Below are 15,866 nucleotides of genomic sequence, written 5' to 3' on the forward strand. Positions count from 1 at the left end.
GAATTATGAAAGTATTTTCCTTAGGTTCATTTCTGGGGCGCTGTGCAGGAGTTTTTTCAGTGTTGACCGTGGCGGGTTGTTCCTTGCAACCGGGCTATGACAAAGACGCTCTGGTGCCACCCTCGGCTTTCAAGGATGAGGCACAGTTATCAAACGAGGAGGGCGGGAGCTGGAAAACTGCTGAGCCCTCTGAAGCGCTGGAACGTGGGCTGTGGTGGACCGTGTTCAACGACGCTGTGCTCAACGACCTTGAGCATCAAGCCATGCAGGAAAACCAGAACCTGCACGTCGCAGCGGCGAGACTCAAGCAAGCCCGAGCGCTAAACCAAACAGCGCAGGCCGGCCTGTTTCCGACTCTAGAAGCCGGATTCAGTCCAACACGTCAACGTCTGTCGCCAGCGTCACAATCTCCGTCGCAGTCGGATCGGGGCGATGGGGCGCAGCAAACCCTGTGGCGTGCACAGGCCGGTGTGTCATACGAGGTTGACCTGTTCGGTCGCGTTGCTTCTATGGTGGATGCGGCCGATGCTGAAACTGAGCGCAGCGAAGCGTTGATGCGTTCGGTGCAGTTAAGCGTGCAGGCGGACGTTGCAGAGAATTATTTCGTGCTGCGGCAAATGGATGCGCAAATCGATGCGTTTGTAGATGCCGTGAGGTTACGTGCGCAAGCACTCGCATTGGTAAGGCAACGATTTGAACTGGGCGACATCAGTGAGCTGGATGTCGCCCGTGCTGAATCGGAGTTGGCCATCGCGCGCTCTGATGCGTTGTCGGTGCAGCGCATGCGTGCTGGAGCCGAGCACAGCTTGGCGGTGCTACTGGGTAAAACGCCGGCGCAGTTTTCGCTGAAACCGAGTTCTCAGCAAACCGTAGACATCCGTATTCCAGCGGGCTTGCCGTCATCCCTGTTGGAACGTCGACCGGATATCGCCGCCGCCGAACGCTCAATGGCGGCAGCCAATGCCCGGATCGGCATGGCCAAATCAGCATTTTTCCCTGCGTTGCACCTGACCGGGGCTGCCGGCTTTGAGTCCGGCTCGCTGGGTAACCTATTCCAGTGGAGTAGCCGCACCTTCCTGCTCGGTCCGCTCGTGGGCACGGCGCTGAATGTGCCGATTTTCGATGGTGGTCTACGCAAGGGCAACCTGGCAAACGCCAGGGCGCTTTATGAACAGGATGTGGCACTTTATCGCGAGCAGGTGCTGATCGCCTTTCAGGAAGTGGAAGACGGTCTGTCCGACCTGAGGATCCTACGGGTTCAAACCGCAGAACAGGATCGCGCGGTCGCGGCTTCAGAACGAGCGTCAGCAATTGCCCGCAGCCAATACATGGAAGGCAACGTCATTTATCTCGCGGTGATCGATGCCGAGCGCACGGCACTTCAATCGCGCCAGGGAGCAGTGCAATTGAGAGGAGTGCAAGCCATTGCCACCGTAAATCTCATTCGTGCGCTGGGTGGCGGTTGGGAAGAGCACCCCACGTACGCGCAAAGCAATTCCCGGCCGGAATAAGCAGATTGGGGCAACAGATCGTAAACCGAAAACACTTCCATGGTGCTTTACAGAAGGATATGACAATGACTGAATCAGCATTTCAAACCATATTGGCTAACGCCAGATCTCAAATAAATTGGCCTAGTGACTATCATCCGCAAAATGCTCCCCTTTACGCCTGTAACCATCTAGTGATTCCAGCATCTCCTGCTACTGTTTGGGCATGGCTGACATATGCAGAAAACTGGCCGCAATGGTATCCAAACGCCCAGGACGTTGATTTTGTGGTGTGGCCTGGCCCTTTCTTACAAGCCGGCTCTGTATTCAAATGGACTACCTTCGGATTTCGGCTCACCTCGACAGTTCATGATTTTGAGACTGAGCGGCGTCTTGCATGGATCGCCGTTGCTGACGGAGTAAAGGCCTATCACACCTGGTATCTGCATCCACTTGCTGACGGGGGAACCTTGCTGATTACGGATGAAACTCAAATCAGTACGCTAGGTATCTGGGCGACTGAAGGTTTCACTCAAGGCTTGATTGATCAGCATGATATTTGGTTGGCACAGTTAAGCGTGAAGGCCCAATCGGGCTTACCCTCCGATCATTTACATCAGACTGATTCAAGGGTTGATAGAGGCGACTTAACGAGGCAATGATCACCTACTCTTAACGGGGTTTAGCGATCGCATAGCACGCGGCCTCACCGACGCGAACGAGTGAAAGCTGCCTGTGGCCAGGGCATCAATTGACCCATTGCTGCCGTTCACGAATGACTGCAAATGGCCGAAAGCCGCCATTCCCGGCAGCTTCGGTCAACGCTCATTTCCTCTGCCGTTGCGTTCTATCCGGCAAAAGAGGGCAGCGTTTAGCTCTTAACCTCAACATGATCCAACGCCTGATTCACCGCCAACTCACTCAACATCACCAACTGCGCAATCCCGATCGCAGTCTTGCGATGGGCAGGCTCCAGCGTGGCAGCAAAGTTATTAAGCATTTCACTCGCCGAGCCCAGTGATTCGCTGGCGTTGGCCAGTAGGGATTCGGTGTTGTAGGCCGGATTGGCCAGATACATGGGATCGTGTTTGTGGTGGCTGCCCATGATGCGTTGCTGTGGGGTGAGGTAGTGATCAAGGGCGCGTTCGGCGGCCTCGTTCAGAGTTCGGGAATCGGGGAATTTGTAGGGGGAAACCGGATCGGTTTCTGGTGGGTTCGGTGTTGGTTTGAACATGGATGAATCCTCTAGCGCGATTACCAAAAGGAACCATCACCCTTTAGAAAAGGGGACTGATTTATTTTCTGAGAAATAAATCAGTCCCCTTTTTCTTCTTTTTCTTGTCCCCTTTTTCGTTTTCGGAATCGAAGTGGTGGATGCCCAAGGCGAGTAGAGCGATCCGCTCCGACGTTGTTGATGGCCTCAAAGCACATGGCTCACGGGTATTGCTGCGGGACGGCCATTGTTGCAACCTCATCGTTCATTTTTTGTATGGGACGAGGGCATGGACTGGAGTGACATGCGGGTCTTCCTGGCGATTGCCCGCAGCGGCTCGTTGGGAGGTGCCGCCAGGCAGTTGGGGGTCAGTCACCCGACCGTCGGGCGACGCCTGCAGGTGCTTGAGCAAACCAGCGGGCAAGCCTTTTTCCTGCGGACGGCGCAAGGGCTGGTGCTCACGGATGTTGGCGAGAGGATTCTCAGTCTGGCGCAGGACATGGAACACAGCGCCCTGGCCATCGAGCGTCGTCTGGCAGGTCATGGCGATCAGCCGGAAGGCCTGTTGCGCATATCCTCGGCCGACTGGTTCGCCTGCCATGTGTTGGCGCCGGTCCTGAGCGAACTGGTGCAACGGTATCCGTTGATCGTTCCCGAAGTCATCGCCGGGCATCGGCTGTTCGACCTCGCTCGCCGGGATGCCGACATCGCCTTCCGGATCGTGCCTTTCACCGAACCCGACATCGTCCACCGCAAGCTGACAACCCTGTCTTACGGACTCTACGCCGCTTTGCATGCTCCGGCGCCGCAGCCGGACGGTGAAGGCCTGGGGCTCATCCTCATGAACGTGGCCCAGGCTCATTACCCCGACGTGCAATGGTTGCAGCAGCGGTATCCGCGGGCCCGCACAGTGTTCACCAGCAGCAGCCGTACAGTCCAGGCGCAGATGTGCGCGAAGGGGCTTGGCGTTGCCGTATTGCCCCGCGTCCTCGGCGACTCCATATCAGGACTGCGACTGCTGGATGAGGACGAGCCACCGCCCGGGCGTGACATCTGGATGGGTTATCACCAGGACATGCGCCAGATGGACCGGTTGCGTGCGTTGGCCGACCTCGCTTCCAGCATGATCGGCGCGGGCTAGGCTCCTCAGGTCAAACGGACAGTCGATGCCTCCGGTATCTGCGCTGGCTGGCGCGCTAACGTCAGGCTTATCGCTGCCCCCACGGCCAGACAGACGGCGATGCACAGTACAGCGATAGTGAACGCGTAAGCGATGCTGACCGCCGTAGCCGGTTCCCCCAGCAAGGTATAAAAGACACCGCCAATCAGCGCGACGCTCAGCGATGTGCTGATTTGCAGCGTTGCGCTGGTGATGCCTGCGATCATTCCGGCATACGCCGGCGCGACCCGTCCCGTGACCATGCGCATCAACGTCGGCAGGCCCAGCCCTTGTCCCAGACCAATCAGGAACAGGATGGTCGTGAGTGATTTGAAGGATGGGGCGAGGGTGGTCGGCGTCACTGACACGAGCCAGCCCAGCCATAGCAATCCGAAAACCTCCAGTCCCATGCCTATGGGGTTCACGTAGCCCCCGAGGATGCGTCTGAGTAGAGGGACCGACAGGGGACCGAGCAGAAATCCCGCGCCGAACGGCAGGAAAATCAGCCCGGCATGCAGCGCAGTCATATGCAGCGCGCCTTGCAGGTACATCGAAAACATCAGAAAAAACACACCGATTGAATAGAAGCAAAGCGCGACCAGTAGCGCTCGCCCCAGGCCCGGCGCTTTCAGTACGGCCGGGGCGAGGATGGGAGTCCCTCCGGCTCGGTGCAAGCGGTTCTCGTAGCGCCAGAACAACACCGCCAGCACAGGGCTGGCGGCCAGTGAAAGCCATGCCCACAACGGCCATCCTGCCTCGCGACCTTCAATCAACGGCACGACCAGAGCGGTCAGGGTCAGCATCGACAACGCTGTGCCCACCAGATCCAGCTTGCTTGCCTGCTGCGCACGGGTTTCTTTGAGAACCGGGATGCCGAACGTAATTACCAACAATGCAATCGGCAGATTAACGAGAAAAATCGCCCGCCACCCCATGCCCAACACGTCGACTTCAATCAGAAAGCCGCCCAATGCCTGACCGATCACGGATGCCAGCCCAAACACGGCTCCGTACAGGCTCAATGCCAATGGTCTTTCCGACGCAGGAAAAATCGCCTGCACCGATGCGAGCGCCTGAGGAGCCATTACGGCGGCGGTCACCCCCTGCAAGGCTCGGCCGAGGATGAGGGTCCACGGCGAACCTGCCAGGCCACACATCATTGACGCGGCGGCAAAACCCAGCAGGCCAAGGAAGAACATCCGCCCGCGACCGTACAGGTCGCCGAGTCGCCCGCCGGTAATCAGCGTCACGGCATAGAGCGTCGCATAAGAAGAAATCACCAGCTGCTCGGCAGAGGAACCTGTCCCCAAGTCGTCCTGTATCGAGGGCAGCGCGACGTTGACGATAAAAAAATCCAGGGGCGGTAGAAACGCACCGACCAGCAAAATGGCAAACATCAACCAGCGCCGGGGTTCGGACACTTCGATTTCGATTCGAGACATGACAGGCATCCTGTAGGGAAACTCAGGTTGGACGACAAGTGAAAGGCAAGGCTTCGCGCCCGCCCGGCCCAAGTCATGGGGTCCCAATTTAGGGAATCAGTCCTGCGTTTTCGCCTTACAAAACTGCACGATCAATGTTCATTCCTGTCAGTGCCGCTCTGCTCCGATGACGCTCACCATGAGCAAGGTCGTTTCAGACGACCCCCTTTATCAACGACCGAGGAGTCAGACATGTCAGGTAAATTCAGCGATCAGGTTGCCGTCGTGACCGGCGGTACCACGGGGATCGGATTTTCCATTGCGCAAGCCTTGATCGCCGAGGGCGCCAAACGCGTTTACATCACTGGACGGGCCGCGGGAACGCTGGAGGCAGCGGTTGCCAGACTCGGCGACAAAGCTGTCGCGGTGGTTTCCGATGTATCGCGTCAGGCTGATCTAGACGCGCTCAAAGCGACAATCCAGGCGCGGGACGACCGGCTTGACGCGGTGTTCGCGAATGCCGGGATCTGTGAGAAAAATCCGCTCGGAGAGACCAGCGAGGCTGCTTACTACGCCATGTTCGACGTGAACGTGAAAGGCGTTTTTTTCAGCGTTCAAACACTTCTTCCCTTGATGAAAGACGCTTCGTCCATCGTTTTGACCGCCTCGATCTGCTCCAGCAATGGTATGGAGGGCTTGAGTCTGTACAACGCGTCGAAGGCGGCGGTGCGATCATTTGCACGCACGTGGGCCAACGAACTCAAGGATCGCAAAATCCGCGCAAACGTGTTGAGCCCTGGCTTCACACGCACGCCGCTGATGGACAACGGGCTGAAAATGAGCGAGAGCGACATCGCTGCACTACGCCAATACGTCGAGCAAATCACGCCACTGGGCTACATGGCACAACCTGAAGAAATCGCCAGCGCGGCACTGTTTCTGGCCTCGGTCGACGCCAGATATGTGAATGGCGTGGAGCTGATGGTCGACGGTGGTTTGTCGCAAATCTGAAGTCTATGTCGCTGCGAACGGCCGGCTCCACGACATAAAAAAGAGGGCGGACACTGAAGCTGGAGATTGGACCTGGTCGCAATCGGCAACATTTGCTTTGGCCGACAGCTGCCATTCACCATGGCAGCTTCGGTCAACACTCATTCCTCTGTGGCGCCGAACTAACCGGTCACCACAGGGGCAAACGCTTAGCTCTTCACCTCAACATGATCCAACGCCTGATTCACCGCCAATTCACTCAACATCACCAACTGCGCAATCCCGATCGCGGTCTTGCGATGAGCAGGCTCCAGCGTGGCCGCAAAATTGTTAAGCATTTCGCTCGCCGACCCCAATGACTCACTGGCATTGGCCAACAGGGACTCAGTGTCGTACGCCGGGTTGGCCAGGTACATGGGATCGTGTTTGTGGTGGCTACCCATGACCCGTTGCTGCGGAGTGAGGTAGTGATCGAGGGCGCGTTCGGCGGCTTCGTTGAGGGTTCGGGAATCGGGGAATTTGTAGGGGGAAACCGGATCGGTTTCTGGTGGGTTGGGTGTCGGTTTGAACATGGATGAATCCTCTAGCGCGATTACCAAAAGGAACCATCACCCTTCGCTACCAAACGTTGGGTGGCGGCCATACGCGGGTTGGTAGACCGGTCGCACTAGAACCCGGCGCCCACGAATGAGCCCCACGCATGACCACCATGAAATCCGAGCCCTGAGAAAGGGCTGCACACGGTGACGCCATGAGTCTAGAACGAAGCGGGCTACCAAACCCCATCACTGTTTTTCAGTGACCCGGAAACGATAAAACCCGCGTCCCAGACGCACAAGCCGGCGGATTCTGGCGTAGTCGTAGGCAATGACGCAAGGCGTTGTAGCCTTGAGGAAGTAACGCTGAGTGTCTTTAAACACGGATGGAAGAAACCCTTAAACAACCTCCAAAGAAAATTAAATATGAGAATCATCCGACCGGCCTCCCACTTCACAGAGGTGGCGCAACATTCAAGGTGTGAACTTGGTTTTTTGCGCAGGAGGCCACAGACTCAATGGAGTGTTTCGCTTGGGCGACGCTGAGCCCACTCGGCAAGCACACACCATTCTTGGCCGCAAGAATCTCGGCCATCACGCTAACGGCGATTTCTGCTGGCGTCTTGCTGCCGATGTAGAGGCCGATCGGCCCGTGCAGGCGCTCAAGCGACGTCTGGGTCTCGCCAAAATGTTCGATCAGGCGTTCGCGGCGCAGCTGGCTGTTGCGACGAGAGCCGATGGCGCCGATGTAAAACGCCGGGCTGTGGAGTGCTTCGAGCAGAGCCAGATCGTCGAGTTTGGGGTCATGACTCAAGGCGACAATGCAGGTGCGCAGATCGACCGCGAAGTCGCGGACCACGTCGTCCGGCATGCCGACAATCCGCTCCACGCCATCCACCGCCCAGGTCTCGATGTACTCGGGACGCGGATCGCACACCGCCACCTTGAAACCGTTGAACAGCGCCATGGTGGCCAGATACTCGGCCAGCGCGCCGGCACCGATCATCAGCATCCGATAGCCCGGCCCCAGGGTGTTGAGCATTTGCGTGCCATCGAAGCTGAATTGTTCCGGCGTCGCGGTCGGTTCGAGCATGACCTGACCGGACTCCAACGCCAGGCGACGACGGACCAGTTGCCCGGCGTCCAGTTGCATTAGCAACGAGTCGAGTGACTGCCACGCCGGGTTGAACTCCAGAATCAGTTCAAGCGTGCCACCGCAGGGCAGGCCGAAGCGATGCGCCTCATCGGCGCTGACGCCATAGCGCACCACTTGCGGCGCGCTGTCGCTAAAAGCGCTGCCGCCATGGGCGGTGGTATAGCGATGGATCAAATCGTCTTCGATGCAGCCACCGGACACGCTGCCCACCACGCGACCATCGTCACGCAAAGCCATCATCGAACCCGTTGGCCGTGGTGATGAACCCCAGGTGCGCGCAACCGTGGCGAGCAACACACGCTCGCCGGCGGCACGCCAGTCCCGCATTGTGCGCAGAACCAGCAAGTCGATGCTCTCCATCAGGTTTTCCTTTAACGCATCTGCAGAATGATCGGGCTGCTGCTGGCCGGATCGGTGTGCTCACGCAGTTTGCCAACCGCCTGTGCATCAACAGCACCGCCTTGATTGCCCCAGGTGCTGCGCATGAAGGTCAACACTTCGGCGATCTGCTGATCCGACAGTTGCTCACGGAAGGCCGGCATGCGATAGGCATCCGGCACGCCGGCCGCCACGACACGTTGCGCGCCATTGAGGGTGATGTTGATCGCCGAGGCGCTTTCCTTGGCCAGTGCAGACGTCGCGCCGGCCAGCGGTGGCATCCATTGCGCTTGACCCTTGCCGTCCAGACCGTGGCACGACGCACAGCGTGTCACGTAGGTATGAGCACCGGGCGAGTCCAGACGTTGCGCTGCCGAAACCGCTTGGTACTGCCACGGCGCGCCATCTCGTTCGCGATCTCCGGGAAGCGACTTCAGATAGTGGGCAATTGCGGTCAGATCGTCATCGCTCATGAACTGCGTGGAGTTGTTGAACGCCTCGGTCATCGAGCCGTAGACCACCGCATGTTGGTTGCGCCCGGTCTTGAGGAACTGCACGATTTCCGACTCGCTCCAACGACCCAGGCCGGTGTTGTGATCATCGCGCAGGCTCGGGGCATACCAGCCATCGAGCAAGGCGCCCGCGAGGAATGGTGTACCGGATTCATCCAGTGCCTTTTCGTTGAACGCCAAGCCACGCGGGGTATGGCAGCTGCCGCAGTGTCCGGCGCCCTGAACGAGGTAAGCGCCACGGTTCCACTGTCCATCCTGCGACGGTTTGGCTACGTAGGGCTCGGCGTCGACAAACACACCGTTCCACAGTGCAATCGGCCAGCGCAGGTTCAGCGGGAACGGAATCGCACTCGGGGTGTTCGCCTGTTTGACCGGCGCCACGCCTTTCATGAAGAACGCATACAGCGCACGCACGTCATCGTCACTGAGCTTGGCGTAGGACGGGTAGGGCATCGCCGGGTATAACCGGCGACTGTCGGGAGCTACGCCATGGCGCACGGCACGATCGAAGTCCGCCAGACTGTAGTGACCGATGCCGGTTTCCATGTCCGGGGTGATATTGGTCGCATGGATCGCGCCCAGCGGTGTGGCCATTTCCAGCCCACCGGCGAACGGCGCGCCACCCGGCACGCTGTGACAGGCCACGCAATCACTCAACCTGGCGACGTATTCGCCCCGAGCGACCAATGCCGGGTCGATGTCGGCCACGGCGATCTGATGGTTTTCAAGGCGCGAGACAGGCTCGCGGGTGACATACCAGGCCAGCAGGCCTGCCGCGACCAGGCACGGCACGGCCAGCCAGCCAGCGGTTCTTGCGAATCGGCTGTTATTCATGAACGCTCCGGCGCTGATCAAGTGAAGGTGTGTCGGCTCATGGGCAGGCTGCGCACCCGCTGACCGGTCAGCCTGGCCACCGCATTAGCGACGGCGGGCGCGACGGCAGGCAACGGCGGTTCACCGATGCCACCCATTTTTTCCCCGCTCTCGACCACACGCACATGGACCCGGGCCATTCGCGCAGGCGGCAGGATCGGATACAAGTCGTAGTTGCGCGCTCGGGGTTTGCCATCAATCCACACGGCTTCTTCCACCAGCGTTTGCGACAGTCCCAATGCCACGGCGCCGTTCACCTGAGCCTCGACAATCGCCGGATTGACGATGCTGCCGGGGTCAATCGCCTGCCAGATGTCGTGCACCTTGACCTGGCCGTTTTCGATGGACACCTCGGCGATCACCGCAGTCTCCGTACCGAACGGCGAAGCCATGGCCACACCGCGCGCACGCCGGCTGCCATCCTCGGCGGTAAACGGACCGCGCTTCCAGCCACCCGACAACTCACCCACTGCTTGCAACAACGTGGTCAGCCGTTTGTTCTCACGCAGCAAATGCAGGCGCAGGTCGAACGGGTCTTTGCCGCCCTTGTCGGCCAGCTCATCAAGAAACGATTCATAGAAGAAGTCGTTGAGGGAATTACCCACCGAACGCCAGTAACCGAGCATTGCCGGGCCTTTGACGTAGATCTGCGCGATGCGTTTGTTGGGGATCGCATAGGACTTGCCCGACAAGCCTTCAAGCGCCGTCGGGTCGAGCTTTTCACCTTGCTTGCCGGCGAGGGCTTCGGTCGGGCCTTCGGTGGCACTGATCGCTTCGATTGCCAGCGGCCAGCCGTCGTTATCCAGTGCCGCGCGGAAATTCACGGCGGCAACCGGGCGGAGCACGTCACGCAGGAGCTCTTCTTCGCGACTCCAGATCAGCTTGACCGGACGGCCAACTGCTTTCGACAGCGCGATCGCCTGCGGGTAGGGATTGGCCGAGTCGTAAAGGAAATGCCGGCCAAAGAAGCCTCCCAGCAGCGGCGAGTGCAAGGTGATGCGTGACGGATCCAGCCCGGTGCGTTTGGCGATGTCGGCACGGAACATGTCCGGTGCCTGATTCGGCAGCCAGACTTCCAGCGAACCGTCCGGATTGAATCGGGCCAGTGCTGAAGGCGGCTCCAGTTGGCCGTGGTTCAGGTATTGGTTGTGGTAAGTGGCGTCGATCCGGGTCTTGGACTCCTTGAGAATCGAAGCCACATCTCCTTCATGTTCGTCATCCTTGGCGGGGCCTTGATCTTCAGCGAGGCGCGTGAGCCAGGCATCGCTGGAAAAGTCGGCGGGCATCGGCCGCACTTTGCTGTCGATCGTCGGCTCTTGCCAGTCGACCTGAATCGCCTCGACGGCACGTTTGGCGTGCCACCAGCGCTCGGCGACCACCGCCACAGCGCCCGGCAGACGATGCACGGAATGCACGCCTTTCATTGCCTTGACCTGCTCTTCGTTGCGCAGATTGCCCACCGTCATCCCCAGGCGCGGGGCATGTTGAACGGCAGCATGGAGCATGTCATCGACCTTCAGGTCGATACTGAAGAGCGCCTTGCCTGTGGACTTGTCGTAGGCATCGAGGCGCTTCACCGGTTTGCCGATCCAGCGGAACTGACTCGGATCACGCAGTTTCACAGAGGCCGGATCGGGAACCGGCAGATCCATCGCACGCTCGGCCAGTTCACCGTAGGCCAACGAGCGCCCGGACTTGGCATGCACGACCTTGCCTGGCTCGGTACTCAACTCGCTCACCGGCACGCCAAGTTGCTGCGCGCCGGCCTGCAACAGCATGGCGCGGGCAAGGGCGCCGAGGCGGCGCATGACCGGGTAACTCATGCGCACCGACATACTGCCGCCGGTGATGCGCATGCCGTTTTCCATCACCACATAGGCTTCGCCGGGCGGCGCGGCCTCGACCAAAAAGGTCGCTGGGTCGGCATCCAGTTCTTCACCGACAATCTGCGCCATCGCAGTGAACGTGCCTTGTCCGCCTTCCATGAATGGGCAGAGCAGACGCACGCGGTTGTCCGGGCGGATCTCGAGGAACGCCGGGACTTGCGTGCCACGCTCGGCAGTCGTCGCTGCGGCAGCTTGCACCCGTGTCACACCGAGTGGCAGACCGAAGCCGAGCACCAATGCGCCGACAGCGGTACCGGTGAGAAAACGTCTGCGCGAAACATTGATCGGTTCGTGCAGATCCAGTGCTGAGGCTTGCAGTGAAGGGTTGATTCGAACGTTCATCACGCTTCTCCCTTGCCGGCAAGCTCATGCACGGCGGCATGAATGGCGTTGTAAGTACCGCAGCGGCAAAGATTGACCATCGCCGCCTCGATTTGCGCATCACTCGGCTTGGAGTTTTGCTTGAGCAGTGCGGTGGCGGCCATCACCTGCCCGGACTGGCAGTAACCGCACTGGGCGACCTGCAGATCGACCCAGGTCGAGACCACCCGTTTGCCCACTTCATCGGTTTCGATGGCTTCAATGGTGGTGACCTCGCGGCCGACGACACCGGCCACCGGCGTGACGCAGGAGCGCACCACATTGCCGTCCACCAGCACCGAACAGGCGCCGCATTGCGCCAGTCCGCAGCCGTACTTGGTCCCGGTCATGCCCAGATCATCGCGGATCACCCACAGCAAGGGTGTATCGGCATCGGCATCGACCTGATAGGTCTTCTGGTTGATTCGTAGTTCCATGGTTCACCCGCTGATCATCGGTTGACGTGCATTGTTATTAGCGATGACACGCGGCGAGGCGCATCACCGGTGAAGCTGGTTGTTCGATCAATTCGCTACGGTGCCGAGCGCTTCAGCCTCGAACGGTTGTCCGCGCAGAAGGGCGATGTCACGACTTGGAGCCGTGCCGAACAGCCGGCCGTATTCGCGGCTGAATTGCGAAGGACTTTCATAGCCGACCGCAAACGCCGCCCGCGACACATCGAAGCGCTCTACCAGCATCAGCCGCCGTGCCTCGTTCAGCCGTAGCCATTTCTGGTATTGCAGCGGGCTCATGCCGGTGAGCTGGCGGAAATGATGGTGAAAAGTCGGCGCGCTCATCTGCACCCGCGCGGCCAGATCGTCGATGCGCAGGGCATCGGTGTAGTTGACCTTGAGCCAGTCAATGGCCTTGGCGATGCGATAACCCTGGCCATCGACGGCAATGATCTGTCGCAGCCGTGGGCCTTGGTCGGTGTGGAGCAGCCGATAGTGGATCTCTCGGAGAATCAGCGGCGCCAGAACCGGGATCGCCTCGGGTTCATCGAGCAATGACAGCAGGCGATCGAGCGCGTCCTCCAAAGCTGATGACAGGCTGCCAATCGCAGCACCCGTACCCGTTGATGGCTGGCGTTTCGCGGGCAAGCCGCTCTTGGTAATGACCTCGGCGAGCATGCTGACATCCAGTTTCAGCACGAGGCCGACACAGGGCTGTTCGGGACTGGCAAGGATTACTTCGGAGTTGGCGGGCAGGTCCAGCGACGTGACCAGAAACCGCGAAGGGTCATAGCTGTAACCCTCACCGCCTACCCACAAGCGCTTTTCGCCGCGACCCACGAGAATCAGGCTTGGCTCGATCATGCACACAACGGGGGGCGCCGGCTGGTCGCGACGAAACAGCGTTAGCCCGGGTATGGCCGTGGCGAAGTCACCCGGCGCGCTCAGGCGCGGGTCGATGTGCAAGGCCAAGGGCGATTCCTGGGGCAGAGGGGTTGGGATCATGTCGGGTCACTCCTGTTGTCCGAACTCTAATCCGCGCGCGAGACGTTTCCTATCCGTCAGCCTGCATCGCCAGAGGATCAGGCAAGCATTCAAGAGGAATGCGCTAGGGAAGGGCCGGATTGACCGGGAGAATGTGTCTATCTGTTACAGGGGCAGTGCCCGCATGCGCGAAGAACTGCTTACCCCTGCGCATCACATCCACACGTATTCCGCACCACAGGTTGTTCTCATGACGTTTGTTTCTACAGATCCTTCTAAAAGAACTGGCGGCTGGAGCGCCGTGCTGGCCATGTCGTTGGCCGCATTCGCTCTGGTCGCTTCAGAATTCATGCCGGTCAGCCTGCTGACGCCGATTGCAGCAGATCTGCACATCACCGAAGGTCAGGCCGGGCAGGGGATTTCCGTGTCCGGTGCCTTTGCATTGATCACCAGTCTGTTGATTGCCTCGGTCGCCGCTCGCATCGAACGGAAGAAATTGTTGTTGGGCCTGACCTCGCTGATGATCGTCTCCGGTACGGTCGTCGCGTTCGCCCCGGGCTACCCGTCATTCATGTTTGGACGTGCCTTGATCGGGATTGCGATTGGTGGTTTCTGGTCACTGTCGGCGGCGACCGCCATGCGCTTGGTGCAACTTGATCAGGTTTCCCGTGCTTTGGCCATCGTCAATGGCGGTAACGCGCTGGCGACGGTCATCGCCGCTCCGGCGGGGAGCTTTCTGGGCTCGTTGATCGGCTGGCGTGGCGCATTCTTCTGTGTGGTTCCGGTCGCGGCGGCGGCAGCCGTGTGGCTGCTGATCAGCCTGCCGTCCTTCAAGTCCGAGCGCCAGGCAAGTAGCGGTAACGTTCTGAGTCTGATGAAGCAGTTGCCAGTTGCGTTGGGCATGGTCGCCGTCAGCGTATTTTTCATGGGCCAATTCATGCTGTTCACCTACCTGCGGCCCTTTCTTGAGGGCGTGACTGGCGTCAGTGTCTCAACCTTGTCGTTCATGCTGCTGGGGCTGGGGGTGGCCGGTTTTATCGGTACCTTTTTGATCGAGCGGTTTATGGGCCGCGGCCTCTACCGCACGTTGACCGTCATCCCGCTGATCATGGCGGCCATCGCGCTGGCGTTGGTCAGCTTCGGCAAATCTGCGGTGCTGACCGCTGTGTTGCTCGGATTCTGGGGACTGGTTGCCACGGCCGCACCGGTCGGCTGGTGGACATGGCTGGCGCGAACGCTTCCGGATGATGCAGAGGCTGGAGGCGGCTTGCTCGTGGCCATTGTTCAACTGGCGATCGCCGCAGGCGCAATCATTGGCGGTCTGGCCTTTGATCTGAGCGGTTACAAAGCTACTTTCGAGCTCAGCGCCGCCGTGTTGGTCTTTGCGTCTGTACTGGCCTCGCTGGCAGGTCGCAGTGCCATTGAAGTTCATCTAACCGAAACGAACGCGACCGTCTGATGAAATCAGGAGGCGCTCAGCGCAGAACCCATTGGTATCGGAATCAGCGCTTATAGAGCAGCGCATCCACCACAACCCCAAACGCCGACGAATGCTCCCGGCGATTCGGATAGTAAAGGTGGTAGCCCGCAAACGGCTGGCACCAATCCTCAAGCACCCGCACCAGACTGCCCTCATCCAACGCCCCGGCAACCATATCTTCCGGCAGAAATCCCAAACCGCATCCGGCCACCGCCGCGCGCAGGATCGGCACGCTGCTGTTGAATGTCCATTGCCCCTCGACCCGGGCCTTCAGTTCGCGGCCGTCCTTTTCAAAGTCCCATTGCATCAGGCTGCCGTGGGTGGGCAGGCGCAGGTTGATGCAGTTGTGCGTGGCCAGATCGCCCGGGGTCATGGGAATTGAGCGGTTTTTGAAGTATTGGGGTGAGCCCACGACGGCGATGCGCAACGACGGGCCGATGGGCACGGCGATCATGTCCTTGGCCACTTGTTCACCCAGGCGAACACCGGCGTCAAAGCGTTGCGCAACGATGTCGGTGAGGGCGTAGTCGACGATGATCTCGACCTTGATGTCGGGGTAGTCAGGCAACACCTTCGACAGCTTGGGCCAGAGAATATTGTTCGCCGCATGTTCGGACGCCGAGATCCGCACATTGCCGGCCGGGGTGTCGCGAAACTCGCTGACCGCGGCCAGTTCCAGTTCGATCTCATCGAAGCGTGGCGCCATCGATTGATACAGACGTTGACCTGCTTCGGTCGGCGAAACGCTGCGGGTGGTTCGCGTCAGCAGGCGCACGCCCAGCCGCGTTTCCAGGGTGCGCATGGTGTGGCTCAGCGCCGACTGCGAGACGCCCAGTTGTGCGGCCGCGCGGGTGAAGCTGCCTTCGCGAGCGATGACCACGAAGGCTTGCAGGTCGTTGAGGTTGGCGCGGGACATTGATGAGAACCTCTCATGAGGGGCGCGGGATTAATCCATGAAAGCAGGTTGCGCACGGAT

General features: G+C 59.7%; 14 protein-coding genes. 5 read left to right on the forward strand and 9 right to left on the reverse strand.

Annotation, left to right across the window (positions count from 1 at the left end):
• Nucleotides 1–5 precede the first annotated feature (5 nt).
• Both QR290_RS13890 and QR290_RS13895 read left to right on the forward strand, forming a co-directional pair.
• Entirely contained in the window at nucleotides 6–1,511 is a 1,506-nt protein-coding gene (locus tag QR290_RS13890) for an efflux transporter outer membrane subunit (RefSeq protein WP_289205221.1), read from the forward strand.
• A gap of 65 nt (nucleotides 1,512–1,576) precedes the next feature.
• A complete protein-coding gene (locus QR290_RS13895; protein ID WP_162803817.1) occupies nucleotides 1,577–2,152 on the forward strand; it encodes an SRPBCC family protein in 576 nt (191 codons plus the stop codon).
• A gap of 209 nt (nucleotides 2,153–2,361) precedes the next feature.
• Here the strand turns inward: QR290_RS13895 and QR290_RS13900 are convergent, their stop codons facing one another.
• Complete coding sequence (locus tag QR290_RS13900; RefSeq protein ID WP_085690553.1) at nucleotides 2,362–2,724, reverse strand: DUF6124 family protein; 363 nt, start codon at nucleotides 2,722–2,724, stop codon at nucleotides 2,362–2,364.
• A gap of 268 nt (nucleotides 2,725–2,992) precedes the next feature.
• On the opposite strand from QR290_RS13900, the gene QR290_RS13905 reads away from it, so the two are divergent.
• Nucleotides 2,993–3,844 (forward strand): LysR family transcriptional regulator, encoded by an 852-nt coding sequence (locus QR290_RS13905; RefSeq protein ID WP_115077610.1) that lies wholly within the window; start codon nucleotides 2,993–2,995, stop codon nucleotides 3,842–3,844.
• A gap of 5 nt (nucleotides 3,845–3,849) precedes the next feature.
• On the opposite strand, the gene QR290_RS13910 is transcribed toward QR290_RS13905, so the two are convergent.
• The gene (locus QR290_RS13910) at nucleotides 3,850–5,304 is read right to left on the reverse strand and encodes an MFS transporter (RefSeq protein WP_289205222.1); all 1,455 of its coding nucleotides are present in this window, start codon (nucleotides 5,302–5,304) and stop codon (nucleotides 3,850–3,852) included.
• Between the two features lie 231 nt (nucleotides 5,305–5,535).
• On the opposite strand from QR290_RS13910, the gene QR290_RS13915 reads away from it, so the two are divergent.
• Nucleotides 5,536–6,294, forward strand: coding sequence for an SDR family NAD(P)-dependent oxidoreductase (locus QR290_RS13915; protein ID WP_289205223.1), 759 nt, complete (start codon nucleotides 5,536–5,538; stop codon nucleotides 6,292–6,294).
• A 188-nt stretch (nucleotides 6,295–6,482) separates the two neighbouring features.
• Here the strand turns inward: QR290_RS13915 and QR290_RS13920 are convergent, their stop codons facing one another.
• The 6 genes from QR290_RS13920 to QR290_RS13945 all read right to left on the reverse strand — a co-directional run bounded on the left by QR290_RS13920 (nucleotide 6,483) and on the right by QR290_RS13945 (nucleotide 13,431).
• Entirely contained in the window at nucleotides 6,483–6,845 is a 363-nt protein-coding gene (locus QR290_RS13920; RefSeq protein ID WP_039773154.1) for a DUF6124 family protein, read from the reverse strand.
• Nucleotides 6,846–7,263: 418 nt separating this feature from the next.
• Nucleotides 7,264–8,325, reverse strand: coding sequence for an XdhC family protein (locus QR290_RS13925; RefSeq protein ID WP_289205224.1), 1,062 nt, complete (start codon nucleotides 8,323–8,325; stop codon nucleotides 7,264–7,266).
• Nucleotides 8,326–8,336: 11 nt separating this feature from the next.
• On the reverse strand, nucleotides 8,337–9,689 hold the full coding sequence (locus QR290_RS13930) for a c-type cytochrome (RefSeq protein WP_115077615.1): 1,353 nt from the start codon (nucleotides 9,687–9,689) through the stop codon (nucleotides 8,337–8,339).
• A 17-nt stretch (nucleotides 9,690–9,706) separates the two neighbouring features.
• Complete coding sequence (locus tag QR290_RS13935) at nucleotides 9,707–11,956, reverse strand: xanthine dehydrogenase family protein molybdopterin-binding subunit (protein ID WP_289205225.1); 2,250 nt, start codon at nucleotides 11,954–11,956, stop codon at nucleotides 9,707–9,709.
• Nucleotides 11,956–12,411 (reverse strand): (2Fe-2S)-binding protein, encoded by a 456-nt coding sequence (locus QR290_RS13940; protein ID WP_115077617.1) that lies wholly within the window; start codon nucleotides 12,409–12,411, stop codon nucleotides 11,956–11,958. Before QR290_RS13940 ends, QR290_RS13935 begins: the two co-directional genes overlap by 1 nt.
• Nucleotides 12,412–12,498: 87 nt before the next feature.
• Nucleotides 12,499–13,431 (reverse strand): AraC family transcriptional regulator, encoded by a 933-nt coding sequence (locus QR290_RS13945; RefSeq protein ID WP_115077618.1) that lies wholly within the window; start codon nucleotides 13,429–13,431, stop codon nucleotides 12,499–12,501.
• A 229-nt stretch (nucleotides 13,432–13,660) separates the two neighbouring features.
• Here QR290_RS13945 and QR290_RS13950 point away from each other — a divergent pair, with 229 nt between their 5' ends.
• Nucleotides 13,661–14,869, forward strand: a complete 1,209-nt coding sequence (locus tag QR290_RS13950; RefSeq protein WP_289205293.1) for an MFS transporter — start codon at nucleotides 13,661–13,663, stop codon at nucleotides 14,867–14,869.
• A 43-nt stretch (nucleotides 14,870–14,912) separates the two neighbouring features.
• Here the strand turns inward: QR290_RS13950 and QR290_RS13955 are convergent, their stop codons facing one another.
• Nucleotides 14,913–15,806: a LysR family transcriptional regulator gene (locus tag QR290_RS13955; RefSeq protein WP_289205226.1), complete on the reverse strand. Its 894-nt coding sequence runs from the start codon at nucleotides 15,804–15,806 to the stop codon at nucleotides 14,913–14,915.
• Nucleotides 15,807–15,866 lie beyond the last annotated feature (60 nt).

The organism is Pseudomonas fluorescens (genome assembly GCF_030344995.1).
In the GTDB taxonomy this organism is placed as follows: domain Bacteria; phylum Pseudomonadota; class Gammaproteobacteria; order Pseudomonadales; family Pseudomonadaceae; genus Aquipseudomonas; species Aquipseudomonas fluorescens_BF.

Excerpts from the sequence above, each read along its gene's own strand:
- QR290_RS13950 (WP_289205293.1), top strand. The coding sequence starts at position 13,661 with ATGACGTTTGTTTCTACAGATCCTTCTAAAAGAACTGGCGGCTGGAGC.
- QR290_RS13905 (WP_115077610.1), top strand. The coding sequence starts at position 2,993 with ATGGACTGGAGTGACATGCGGGTCTTCCTGGCGATTGCCCGCAGCGGC.
- QR290_RS13925 (WP_289205224.1), bottom strand. The coding sequence starts at position 8,325 with ATGGAGAGCATCGACTTGCTGGTTCTGCGCACAATGCGGGACTGGCGT.
- QR290_RS13940 (WP_115077617.1), bottom strand. The coding sequence starts at position 12,411 with ATGGAACTACGAATCAACCAGAAGACCTATCAGGTCGATGCCGATGCC.
- QR290_RS13920 (WP_039773154.1), bottom strand. The coding sequence starts at position 6,845 with ATGTTCAAACCGACACCCAACCCACCAGAAACCGATCCGGTTTCCCCC.
- QR290_RS13900 (WP_085690553.1), bottom strand. The coding sequence starts at position 2,724 with ATGTTCAAACCAACACCGAACCCACCAGAAACCGATCCGGTTTCCCCC.
- QR290_RS13895 (WP_162803817.1), top strand. The coding sequence starts at position 1,577 with ATGACTGAATCAGCATTTCAAACCATATTGGCTAACGCCAGATCTCAA.
- QR290_RS13915 (WP_289205223.1), top strand. The coding sequence starts at position 5,536 with ATGTCAGGTAAATTCAGCGATCAGGTTGCCGTCGTGACCGGCGGTACC.
- QR290_RS13910 (WP_289205222.1), bottom strand. The coding sequence starts at position 5,304 with ATGTCTCGAATCGAAATCGAAGTGTCCGAACCCCGGCGCTGGTTGATG.
- QR290_RS13930 (WP_115077615.1), bottom strand. The coding sequence starts at position 9,689 with ATGAATAACAGCCGATTCGCAAGAACCGCTGGCTGGCTGGCCGTGCCG.
- QR290_RS13935 (WP_289205225.1), bottom strand. The coding sequence starts at position 11,956 with ATGAACGTTCGAATCAACCCTTCACTGCAAGCCTCAGCACTGGATCTG.
- QR290_RS13955 (WP_289205226.1), bottom strand. The coding sequence starts at position 15,806 with ATGTCCCGCGCCAACCTCAACGACCTGCAAGCCTTCGTGGTCATCGCT.
- QR290_RS13890 (WP_289205221.1), top strand. The coding sequence starts at position 6 with ATGAAAGTATTTTCCTTAGGTTCATTTCTGGGGCGCTGTGCAGGAGTT.
- QR290_RS13945 (WP_115077618.1), bottom strand. The coding sequence starts at position 13,431 with ATGATCCCAACCCCTCTGCCCCAGGAATCGCCCTTGGCCTTGCACATC.